Raw genomic sequence first — 12082 nt, forward strand, 5'->3', positions numbered from 1 at the left:
AAAAAGAACTGCTCCGCAAAGGGCAGTTCTTTTTTTGTGTTTTTTGACGGGAGAGACAGACCTGCTACCCGATAGAAGTATGAGCTGGGGATAGCTTGAGGTTGAGTACTCGCATCTGTTCCATATGCAAAATAGTATAAGCGATATCTTCTTCCATTGCGGCAATCGCTTTAATCTTTTCAGGCAATGTACTAAAGATATGTTCTTTATTGGATTTGGGTTCATATAATTTGAGATACATCATACGGACAATCGACCAACTTTTGATAGATTGTTCAAAAGCGGCTCGTATACGTTGTATATTTGCATTTTCAGTATCCGCATAATGTTCTAACCATCTCAAAAACTGCATACGAGCTTGAATAATATACAATAACTCAAGATGTAACTTATTAGCAGCACCTAGATCGAATTGGTTCATTTCTGTCACCGCTAACTGATAACATTCTTCAAATCGATCGGCAAATATACGCATCGAATTAAAAATAGAATAGCTTTGAGGTTGGAGTCCAAGATTGGTTTTGGCAATATTCAGTAATAATGAATCTATATCTATATCTATCTCTTCAGTATGAGCAGTACGAGTAGTAGGTGAGAATGTCATCACTTCATTAAGAAATCCCTGACTAAAATCAGCTACACTTTGCTTATAGTTATGAGTCATATAAGAGACATCTGTGCAAGAGAATACATCTGTCTGTGGATCATAATCAACAATAATAAAAAAGTGTGTGTTATGCAGAGTATGATAATTATCAGGAAACCATGGGCAAGAGAAAGCATCACATTTAACCAATACAGGTCGACCTGCTTCAAGTTCTTGATGAATTTTGTGGAGCGCATCTGGTAAAGCAATATTACGATGAAGCATAGAATCTACATTGGCATATTTTAAAATATCTTCATACGTATAGGTTTCTTGACCTAGCGAATGATAAGGAAGATCATGTTGATCGAATCGTGAAAACGTCCATGACTGCTGAAAAGCGTGTAAGTAATCGTTACCAAAATAAGAGATAGCGGTTGCAATATTCCCATTGAAACAAGACCAGTCGAATCCAGATAAAGGTTTCAAATCAAGCAAATTGGAAAAGGAAGACATATATAATTTCGCTCCTTATCTTCATATGTGTATAGTAAGAACATCTTATGTATGTTGTTATCATACTACTGCCAGATATAAGAAACAAATTAAGTGATAAGAATTGACATTCAAAATCAGTATATGGTATATAAAAGGTAGCGATTAGCACTCGTATTGTCAGAGTGCTAAAAAAAGCAGAATCGAAGGGAGACTTACTTTTCATGACTACCAAGCAATTTAAAGCGGAATCCAAACGATTATTAGAAATGATGATTAACTCTATTTACACGCAAAAGGAGATCTTTTTGCGCGAATTAATCTCTAACGCAAGTGATGCGATTGATAAAATTTACTATAAAGCATTAACCGATGATTCTTTGACATTCCACAAAGAAGATTATTATATCAAAGTATCTGCGGATAAAGCGTCTAGAACGTTAACCATTGCTGATACAGGCATTGGTATGACCGAAGAAGACCTTGAGAACAATCTAGGAATTATCGCCAAAAGTGGATCGCTTGCTTTCAAAAAGGAAAATGAAGCAAAAGATGGTCACAATATTATTGGTCAATTCGGTGTAGGCTTCTATGCGGCGTTTATGGTGGCAGATGAAGTAACTGTAACGAGTAAAGCGTTAGGTAGTGATCAAGCGTTCCTGTGGCATTCTGAAGGAACAGAAGGCTATTCAATCACACCAACAGAGAAAGATACTGTAGGAACCGTGATTACGCTCAAAATCAAAGAAAATACAGAAGATGATCAATACGATGAATATTTGGAAGAATATCGTCTAAAAGCGATCATTAAGAAATATTCTGACTTTATCCGTTACCCGATCAAAATGGATATCAGCGGCAGTCGTCCTGTAGAAACAGAAAGCACGGACGAAAATGCTGAACCAGAATATGTAGAATACACAGAAGAACAGACGGTTAACAGTATGATTCCGATCTGGCGCAAAAACAAAAGCGAGCTAACCGACGCAGATTACGAGAACTTTTATAATGAAAAACGTTATGGTTTTGACAAACCACTGAAGCATGTTCATATCAGCGCAGATGGAGCTGTTGTCTATAATGCGATTCTATTTATTCCAGAAAATACACCGTTTGATTATTACACCAAAGAGTATGAAAAAGGCTTAGAACTATACTCTAATGGCGTATTGATTATGGATAAATGTAGCGATCTATTGCCTGATTACTTTAGCTTCGTGAAAGGGATGGTCGATTCGGAAGACTTATCTCTTAACATTTCACGCGAAATGCTACAACATGATCGTCAATTGAAATTAATCGCTAAAAATATCAAAAACAAAATCAAAGGTCAATTGCAATCGATGCTCAAAGAAGAGCGTGAGAACTATGAGAAGTTCTACCAATCGTTCGGCAGACAATTGAAATTCGGCGTCTATAACGAATATGGTATGCACAAAGAAGATTTGCAAGATATTCTGTTGTTTGCGTCTTCCCATGAGAAGAAATTAGTAACACTGGACGAATATGTATCCAGAATGCCAGAAGATCAGAAGTTCATCTACTATGCAGCAGGTGAATCGATTGAACGTATTGAGAAATTACCGCAAACTGAAATGGTATCTGATAAAGGGTATGAAATTCTATACTTTACAGATGATATTGATGAATTTGCTATTAAAATGATCAACACGTACAAAGATAAAGCATTCAAATCTGTATCTAGTGGCGATCTTGGAATCGAACCAGATGAGAAAGATCAAACCACAGAAGCAGAAGAAAACGAAAATAAAGATCTATTTGAAGCGATGAAAGCGACTTTGGCAGGTAAAGTATCCAATGTCAAAGCATCCAAACGTCTAAGATCGCACCCTGTCTGCTTATCTACAGAAGGCGAGCTATCGATTGAAATGGAAAAAATTCTTCAAGCAATGCCAGATGGTGGCGGTGTGAAAGCTGATAAAGTATTGGAAATCAACGTAAACCATGATGTATTCCAATCACTTAAAAATGCGCTTGAAAACGATAAAGACAAGTTGAACTTGTATACGAACTTACTATACAATCAAGCATTGTTGATCGAAGGTCTACCGGTACAAGATCCAGTAGAATTTACGAACGATATTTGTAAAGTGATGGTTTAAATTCAATAGTTAATCTATAAAAAATAAAAGCACAAAAAAACTCCTTAATCATAAGGAGTTTTTTTGTGCTTTTATTCGTCAATAAACGACAAAATAATATTTTTTACAACAAATGGTGGATTTGCTATACATATTTAAATTAGTACTACCGACATATAAATATAGTTAAATTTGAAGCTAATGTATTGCTAAAGTCTTAATTGATCAAAATTTAAGCTGCTAAGTCATTAGTTTGAATAACGATATACTTCAAAATTCTAATTAGATAAACATCATAGATAGAGGTTGGTGATATGAAGTAATACACAATCAGGCATTACTAATAAAAACTAAAAAACTTTCAGAGGGGTTTATTGAATATGAAGAATCTAAGTGTTCGTACCAAAATTGTAATTTTAATTATTATTAATCTACTATTATTGCTTGCTTTAGGCTTTAACGGTACGACTTCAACAAAACAAATGTCTAACATTGCAACAGATATGTACGAGAAAAATATGAAACCTGTGATGGCTATGGATCAGATTATTATTAATTATAGTAACAATGCCAAACGCCTATTAATACTTACGCGTACAACAGATATGACGGAAAGAGAAACATTGATAAAAGAAGTGGCTACAACAGCTTCGGATACAGGCAAACAATACGCATTGCTTAAACAAACGACTCTTAGTCCTGAAAATCAGCAAAATTTAGCCAATCTTACAGAAACAAATATAGCATTTTCAGACGCTCGGCAGAATATTTTAGATGCGGTAGGTGCAGGCGATCTTACGACTGCTCAGTCAAATTACACTGATTTAGAAAATACACGTATTACTTTGAATAAATATTTAGATACTTTGCGTACCAGTATGGTAAATGAAGCCAATCAAAGTAAAGTTACGGCTGATAATACGTATAGTCGGTCTACTATAGTTATGGTTACTTTTATTATTATTGGATTGCTCGTATCTTTGTTGGTCGGCTTATGGATTGCATTACTTATTTCTCGTCCATTACGTAAAGTTCAACAATTGATGAATCAAGCGGCTCAAGGGGATCTTACAGCAGCAGCAGATTATCAGGCAAAAGATGAAATCGGTCAGGTGGCTACCGCTTTTAATACGCTTATAGCAAGTATGCGTAAAATTATTAAAAGTGTAGATGAAAGTGCAATGACGCTGTCTGCATCTTCGGAAGAGTTAACCGCTAGTGCAGAGCAAACAGCACAGGCTTCTTCTCATATTGCTACGTCTTCTGGCGAATTAGCAACTGGCTTTACCTCCCAGACCCAAACAGTTATTCAAGTGACAGATTCGGTAAATGGAATGGCACGTCAGATGGATCAAATCTCTCATACGAGCCAACAAGTGGGCGAAATGACCGAAAACATGCAACAAACTGCTGAAAAAGGAATTGATGAAGTACGAGATATTACAAATCGTATTGAACAATTATCAAGCGATATTCATTCTACATTAAATGTGCTTACGAATCTAAATGCGAAATCAGAGCAGATTGGATTTGCTTCTTCCGCTATTCAGCAGATCGCTCAACAAACCAATCTATTAGCACTTAACGCTTCTATTGAAGCCGCGCGTGCAGGTGATGCTGGACGAGGATTTGCCGTAGTTGCTGATGAAATCCGTAAACTGGCTGAAAGTTCAGCGAGCTCTTCCACTACAATTACTAGCTTGATCAAAGATGTACAACAAGAAAGTCAAAGTGCTGTCGATAAAGCAAAAGGTTCTGTACACAGTGTTCAAGCTAGTATTGATGGAGGACAACGGGTCACAGTTGCATTTGAAGCGATTCAGCAATCTATTAATACAACTGTCCAACAAACTAATTCAACAAATACATTAATCAATAATGCCACTCAAGAAACTCAAAAAGTTGCCGAAGCGATGGAACATTTAAGTGCACTATCACAGCAAGGTTCTGCGGGTATTGATGAAATGAATGCGGCTAGTGAAGAACAGTTATCTACAATGGAAGATGTAGCTTCATCTGCTCGTCATCTATCACAGTTAGCAGAAGAATTACAACAATTGATCGCTTTCTGCAAAGTATAATTTTCGACTAGATCAGGTATACTATCTTTATATCATACAACGGTAATTAGCAAATATAACAACCAATAGAGCCACAACCTTCTCACATTGTTTCGAGAAAAGGTTGTGGCTTTATGTTAAGATCATGAAGAAGTGGAAGCAACTAGAATATAATAAAGTGATATTTCAGATGGAGGAGATTACGATGCAATTAAAAGAAGTATTTACCCGTATCGAAAAGAAAGCAGAACTACATTCATACATAGAGCAGATTCCAGCCAAATATAAAAAGACCCAAAAAGCGTATCTGGCGGCATTGGTGAAATTAAGTTATCTCTTATATATCACTCAAAGCGGTCAGAAGCTACAGATCAAAGAGTTGCTGGGGGAGCTATCACAGATTCCTTTTGAAGAAAATTATGATTACTGGACATGGGTAGAGCATGCATTGGTTCTTCAAGCCCGTATCGCTCGTGAAAAAGAACAGCAAGGTTTGTATGATCAATCGATGCAATTGATAGAAGATGCGCTCAATACTGGCGAAGAAGCGGTAGTAAAAGTTAAGCATAATGTGCAAGCCCGGTTCGTCAAAGGAGAAACGCTAAGTACCCAAACGATAGATGCAGCTATCAAGAAAAATGATACCTCTATGGAATGTGAGCAACGGATATTGTATGTGATGAAGCTTTTCAAAATCAAAGAATTAGGCGCTCAACCTCCTTATACAGATGAGAAAGTAGAGCAAGAAAGTACAGAATATATGAAGCGAATTAACGAGATTGTGAAGCAAGTCGGTATCGAGAAGGTGGAACCTTTCAAATGAAGATACGCTATTTATTTCAGAAAGATGAGCGAGATATACCATCCAGTGAAATGGGTATAAACGATTGGTTGAAAAGAATTGTAATCATAGCGATATTAGGTAATATTGCTTCATACATTTGGTTGGTGCTCACCGCAACAGCTAATTTTCAAAGAGGTCTGGATTTGATAGGGACTGTAGTGGTCGTCATGTATGGCACTATTTCGATAATGACATTATTGTTTACGATCATTTTTTTGGTGAGTAATACTCTTTCCAAAGGTCTGGTTAGTAATACGGTATTTATTTCGTGCACAGTGGTTTTATTAGCTTTGAGTGTAAGTCAATTTAAAGCTATTGAACCTGCTGGGTGGCTAACGGAACGAATCGAAACGCATGAACTGGTCACAACATCGGATCAGCAATATCAGTACCGATTAGAATTGGTCAATACATTCCAGAGTAATGAAAAAGTGAGATTGTATCTCAAACATATACATACAGGTAAAGAATCCAAAATCGATCTTGCTATTGATCTTGGTGCGGCTTATAGCATTCAATCGAGTGATGAGGGATGGGTCAATATGGAATCAACAGATCAACCTCATCGATATATTATGACGATAAATGATGTGTTCAGCATTCCGAAAGATACTTTTTTAATAGATACAGCTCAAGCCACTTCGACCTTAATAGCACAAGAGAAAGAAATCAATTATGAGTGATTTACATATTTTAAAATGGAATGAATTTGTAAATAAAGAATGGAGAAATACACTATGATGCTGTGGTTTAAGTGGTTGTGGGGAGCAGTAGGGCTATTTCATGTAGCATCTGTTGTATTTATGTTTATTCAAGTTAGTCATTATTTCGCACATGGTTTTCCTATTAGTGGAATTCTATTAGCATTGATCATCGCAAGTCCTGCCATACTTTTGTTAGGAACGACAGTAGGTGGATTGTTTCTGAAAAAAGAAGGTGCTAAAGGAGTAGTCGGGTATGTGATAGGTAGTCTAGTGATGGTGGCTATGTTGTTTTTATCTAAAGCCTATTTCAATGAACAGAGTATACTATGATGAAATGGTTTAAAGGAATATGGGCAGTCGTTGCTATTATAAATATAGTATGTTTTGTGGCTATGATTACCATACACACGGACTATTTTCAAAGTCGACTGTATTTCGATGGAGTTATTTTAGCTTTTATTATAGGGATTCCTTCACTTGGGTTGTTGATAATGAGTGTAGGCGGAATCTTTCTCAAAAAAGAAGGCGCTTCTGGACTATCCGGTTATATTGCAGGGAGTATTATAATGTTCTTATTATTGCTTTTGTCCAGAGCTTATTTTGCTACGTTTAGTTAAAATTATATAAAAACAAAAAACCTTCCCACTCTGCCGATGCAGATGAGAAGGTTTTTTGTTGTGTATGCTCTATTTACCTCAACTCTAGCTACATTTGATCTACATCGAAGCATACTTTACAATCATCGCTTCGCGTGTCTGTTCATCATAAGCAATCCATAATTCATCGCCTACTTCGACACCGTATACAGGCTCGATCGATTGTTCCAATACATACTCTGCATCACCACGCTGAACAGTAATACGTGCAAGTGGACGCTCTCCGGTAGTACCGTTAAATTCAACAGCGATGACTTTGGCGCTCCCTTGCTTGCCTTGCATCAGGCGGAGGTCACGCTGGAATTCATGTTGTTTTACAGTGACAGGAAGCTGATTACCGACAGACAATGCTAATTGTGACGGTACAAATTGACTGCTCACTTTCTGAATGCGTTGATTGTTTTGGGATACCAGTACTTCCATGAGCATCAATTGACGCTGATGAATTTGTACAGCAAAAGGTTGAATCGATATAATTTCACCTTGTAAAGTGAGTTCGTCTTTTTTGTTGAGGTCAGTCAATACGCCATAACTGAGTAGACGTGTCATACCTGCAATTTGGATCAGATTGGCTTTGTCCCATAGACGGTATTGGAATCCATTTGGTTGTACTACCGGAACAGAGTAAGTCTGACCATCTAACTCAAAATGTAACAGTAAGGCTTGTCCACGATTGACTTGCTCATACGTATCTATTTTTTGCAGGACGGCATTGTACAATATGTGAGGTTGAGGTTGCGCCGGAACATCTTCGGTTGTTAAAAAAATAGCGGTCTGCTTACGACGATCATAGCTGATCATAGCTGAGTCACCGATCGAAGGCATCTGTAAATAAGAAACGACCTTTTTGATATTCACTTTGCGCAATACACCTTCATCTTCAAATTGTACTGTAAATCGCACTTGAGGCTGTTCATTAATAAACGTTCCCGTTTCAGCACGAGCTATAATAGTCGCTTGAGTCACTACTCCTTTTTGGAGCTGTTTGGTTTTGCGTCTACGCAAAATGAAGTGAATTACGAACGGAATGACTAACAAAAGAAAAGGGATAATCAACCAGATAATTAAATTGAATACAATCGGCCCGCCTTCTAAAATATACGCCAGAAATCCTTGCCATGACTTTTGCTTAGCAGGATCACTTGCTTGCCATTGCTCCACTTCAGCGTTGGTGATCTGAGAGATAGAACCATCTTGTGGATTGAACCAACCTGCGGAATTATCGGTCTCTGAATAGTACAGTGGTGTAGTTGTATTTTCTTTATAAAAGGTGAAATTATCATTCGTAATCTGATCGTATGTTTTGTTCGTAAGCAGTGGAGAGATATCTGTAAATTGTTTGGTTTTTTCATTATAGATATAACCGATTAATTTGCCATCTGCTTCATCTTTGGTTGTCGAACCGGTTACCAGTGCTTCCTCATCATTAAGCAACAATATCTGAGCTTGATAGACAGATTGGGGAGTAGGAAGTAATGCGCCTACTTGATCTGTTGTTTGATTGTAAAACCGTACTTGCTTCGGATAATCGCTTTCTACTTGTAACAAACGGGTAGGGTCTGCTTGGAAATGTTGTACAAATTGTTGCTCAGCTTGTTCTTCTGCTTCATAGCCAACTAAATCAGCCTGAGGAACATATACAGCAGGGCGATGTTGCTTATCCAAAATGCCACTGATATAAGCAGAACGCCCATCTTTCAGCGTAGCCACCAGCATCGGAATCGCTACATCGCTTTCAAAGTTATTATGAGTATTATCTATATTCGTCGGTCTAGCAGGTAAGACAGAACTGTCACTTAGGTCTATCGAGTGTAGTTGTCCATTCTGTATTTCTGAGAGCCCTGCTTTACTCTGCTTTGTCCAACCATCATTGACCAGGACAAGACGGTTGCGCCACATATATGTACTATTTCTCAAATAATCATTGATGATAATCGAATGATTGCTGAGTTCTTTACTATTGCCTGTTGCATCGATCGCATGGACAGATAACCTATCATTATTATCTTTTGTTGCAACAATCAATTGCTTATTCTGATAAGCGGCAGCGATGTCTTTGAATATATTGGAGGCAAGAGGAATATCATTTTCCAGTTGATGATTGCTGGTATTATAGATCATCCCTTGCAGACCTTGTTCGCCATCCGCAATACTGATTAATTTTTGACCTTTATCCAAATAAAAGACGTTATGTACAGCAGCCGGATTGTTTCGTGCTTCTTCTATTCCACCTGCATAATCATTCCACGCAATAATGCTGATCACGACTAAAGGAATTAAATAAATCAACAAACCTATTTTTCGCATTACTTTATATCTCCTATCCGTAGCCTGTAATATCGACCTTAACATATCAATATCCAATTTAACATAAGTAACTATTGTTTTTCCAGTTGGTGATATGTGGCAGGGTTTGTTACAATAGACTAAAGAAGCATAGGGATGTCTGTATGCACAGGCAGATTTATGTATTACATCTAACGGAGTGATATTTTGGCTAACGCAAAAAGCAAAGGTGGAACAGGTCGCGGAACGGGCAAAAAAGGTTGGAATCGCTGGCAAGCTAGCGCTAAAAAAACCAAAAGTGCACCTAAACCTTATGCAACAAGAGCAGACAAAGATAAAAAAGGCAATTCCAAGTCTACACCGACCACTAAAAGTACAGATTAACTGTTATTTTCAGCGAAATGTCTTTCAATCGAGATAGAAGCTGAATTATAATAAAGAGTAACGGGATTTGAAAATAGAAGGGGATTGAATGTTTTGACAGAAGAATCACATTTCGAAAGTACGTCATTTGAATTACCAGAAAATTATGAAGAATTAAAAAAAGCGGCTCACCGCAAATCCGATTGGCAGGAGCGTCTGAACGCTGTCAATGAATTAGGACAATACAACCATCAGCCGATTATTGATCTGCTTACGCATATGATGAACAATGATCCAGTATATGCTGTGCAAGATGCAGCGTATAAGCAATTGCGAGGTCTAGGACAAGATGTACAACAACCATCTAAAGCGAAGCCTGAATTGTTCAAAGGATTAACTAAAACATTAATTCGTATCAAAAAGAGCTTGCCTAAAGATCATAGCTTTGAAGATTTCAAAGTGAAATTGCAAAAAATGCGTGCAGATATCTACAACACGTATGAAGGCGAAAAAGGCGAAGAGTTCGACAACTGGTTAAAAGCAAAATGGGAATCTTACGATACCAAGTAAGATGATCTGTTTAGTACCAACATCTACTCCCTAATCCAACTATCAGGAGGAATTACCCTATGGCTATCGAAATGAGTATCCAGAACACACCTAACCCGAACGCGGTCAAAATCAATGCCAATCAACATATCTTTGAAGGTCCAGCTAGCACTTCGCTTAAAGCAGGTGATAGCACAGATCATCCACTAGCAAGCGCATTGATCAGTATCGACGGTGTTGATAATATTTTTGGGATGCGTGATTTTGTAACGATAAGTAAATTACCTGATGCGAGCTGGGATGATATTATTCCACAAGTTGAAGCTGCTTTTGAGAATGCTGAGTAATTGTAGCACAATCATTAGACTTTCATTCGTACGCTAAAAGAAGAGCAGATTGCTCTTCTTTTTTTATATCATTATGAGTGCATCTATATCAAATAAAGGAACACAAGTGAATATTAATCGTATTCCTGCTACAATATGCACAGGTTTATATTTTGTGAAATCGAACCACTATACGATCTGCGAAGGAGTATCACACTATGGGTATTTTTGATAAATTTCGTAAAAATAAAGAAGAAACAACATCATCTTCAGAATATAATAATATCGTTCCAATGCCGACCGCATTGCCAGATCAAGCGGATTCGTGGCAGACACCGATGTTGCTTGGATTTGCCTTACTCAGCAGTGAGACTTGTGATTGGGAATCCTTTATAAGTTATTTACATAAAGATGCAGAAATCGTGATTGAAAATCAGCCGAATGAAGAAAATATCGTTTTTGAAGTGGAAGGGATGCAAGTGGTGGTTGCTCATATGCCAGCACCGATTCCTAACCGTGAAGTAGAAGAATGCTGTCAGTATAATCTGCTATGGCCAGAAGCAGAGCAAGTGGTAGCGACTCATCGTTCTCATGTGATCGTAAGTGTATCCGGTGCACCGAATCCGATTGCAGGGCATTTACTCTTTACACAAATCGTAAGCAGTCTGATGCAGATGAAAGATGCTCTAGCGTTCTATATGCAACCAATGGTCGTGTCTGCGGAGAGCTATGTCGAAAGTGCTCAAATGTTGAAAGACGAAGAATTACCTGTACAATTATGGGTCTTTATCGGATTATATCAAGATGAGCAAGGTCGCTCTGCATATACAAGAGGTCTGCAAAATTTCGGAAAATACGAAATCGAAATCATTCATTCCGAGCATCCACTAAGTGATGTCTTTGAATTTACGATGATGATTGTCGATTACATTATTAGTTACGATGTGACTTTAGAGCATGGGGAAACGATTGGCTTCTCAGAAGAACAACGTCTGTCGTTAACGTTATCGCAGGGCGTAGCTGTTGAGAATGAAAGCATTAAGATTGGTTATTAAGTTGTAAGTATCTGTTTAATAAAATTAGTGTGTGAATCCTATATAATCTTTACCTG

12 protein-coding genes are annotated in these 12082 nt (G+C 37.6%); 10 read left to right on the forward strand and 2 right to left on the reverse strand.

Features of this window, described 5'->3' with window-relative positions; translation table 11 throughout:
• Positions 1-64: 64 nt before the first annotated feature.
• Entirely contained in the window at positions 65-1102 is a 1038-nt protein-coding gene (locus PO903_RS09375; protein ID WP_273593239.1) for a BtrH N-terminal domain-containing protein, read from the reverse strand.
• A 203-nt stretch (positions 1103-1305) separates the two neighbouring features.
• Here PO903_RS09375 and htpG point away from each other — a divergent pair, with 203 nt between their 5' ends.
• The 6 genes from htpG to PO903_RS09405 all read left to right on the forward strand — a co-directional run bounded on the left by htpG (position 1306) and on the right by PO903_RS09405 (position 7408).
• Positions 1306-3204 carry a molecular chaperone HtpG gene (gene htpG, locus PO903_RS09380; protein WP_069326819.1) on the forward strand — a complete coding sequence of 633 codons (1899 nt, stop codon included), beginning with the start codon at positions 1306-1308 and terminating at the stop codon, positions 3202-3204.
• Between the two features lie 359 nt (positions 3205-3563).
• A complete protein-coding gene (locus tag PO903_RS09385) occupies positions 3564-5264 on the forward strand; it encodes a methyl-accepting chemotaxis protein (RefSeq protein WP_273593240.1) in 1701 nt (566 codons plus the stop codon).
• A gap of 184 nt (positions 5265-5448) precedes the next feature.
• The gene (locus PO903_RS09390; RefSeq protein ID WP_273593241.1) at positions 5449-6066 is read left to right on the forward strand and encodes a DUF6707 family protein; all 618 of its coding nucleotides are present in this window, start codon (positions 5449-5451) and stop codon (positions 6064-6066) included.
• A complete protein-coding gene (locus tag PO903_RS09395; protein ID WP_273593242.1) occupies positions 6063-6770 on the forward strand; it encodes a hypothetical protein in 708 nt (235 codons plus the stop codon). The genes PO903_RS09390 and PO903_RS09395 overlap by 4 nt, the downstream gene beginning before the upstream one ends.
• Positions 6771-6824: 54 nt before the next feature.
• Positions 6825-7121: a hypothetical protein gene (locus tag PO903_RS09400; RefSeq protein WP_273593243.1), complete on the forward strand. Its 297-nt coding sequence runs from the start codon at positions 6825-6827 to the stop codon at positions 7119-7121.
• The gene (locus PO903_RS09405) at positions 7121-7408 is read left to right on the forward strand and encodes a hypothetical protein (protein ID WP_273593244.1); all 288 of its coding nucleotides are present in this window, start codon (positions 7121-7123) and stop codon (positions 7406-7408) included. Before PO903_RS09400 ends, PO903_RS09405 begins: the two co-directional genes overlap by 1 nt.
• Positions 7409-7507: 99 nt before the next feature.
• Here PO903_RS09405 and PO903_RS09410 read toward each other — a convergent pair whose 3' ends face one another.
• The gene (locus PO903_RS09410; protein ID WP_273593245.1) at positions 7508-9754 is read right to left on the reverse strand and encodes a hypothetical protein; all 2247 of its coding nucleotides are present in this window, start codon (positions 9752-9754) and stop codon (positions 7508-7510) included.
• 186 nt (positions 9755-9940) lie between these two features.
• Between PO903_RS09410 and PO903_RS09415 the strand changes: the two genes are divergently transcribed.
• From PO903_RS09415 to PO903_RS09430, 4 genes are all read left to right on the forward strand, one after another.
• Positions 9941-10117, forward strand: coding sequence for a DUF3934 family protein (locus PO903_RS09415; RefSeq protein ID WP_069326814.1), 177 nt, complete (start codon positions 9941-9943; stop codon positions 10115-10117).
• Positions 10118-10210: 93 nt separating this feature from the next.
• Positions 10211-10666 carry a HEAT repeat domain-containing protein gene (locus PO903_RS09420; protein WP_069326813.1) on the forward strand — a complete coding sequence of 152 codons (456 nt, stop codon included), beginning with the start codon at positions 10211-10213 and terminating at the stop codon, positions 10664-10666.
• A gap of 59 nt (positions 10667-10725) precedes the next feature.
• Positions 10726-10992, forward strand: a complete 267-nt coding sequence (locus tag PO903_RS09425; RefSeq protein ID WP_069326812.1) for a NifU N-terminal domain-containing protein — start codon at positions 10726-10728, stop codon at positions 10990-10992.
• Positions 10993-11189: 197 nt separating this feature from the next.
• Positions 11190-12026, forward strand: a complete 837-nt coding sequence (locus PO903_RS09430; RefSeq protein ID WP_083243394.1) for a DUF4261 domain-containing protein — start codon at positions 11190-11192, stop codon at positions 12024-12026.
• The last annotated feature ends 56 nt before the right edge of the window (positions 12027-12082 follow it).

Origin of the sequence: Paenibacillus sp. PK4536, assembly GCF_028594455.2 — a bacterium.
Classification (GTDB): Bacteria; Bacillota; Bacilli; order Paenibacillales; family Paenibacillaceae; genus Saccharibacillus; species Saccharibacillus nuruki.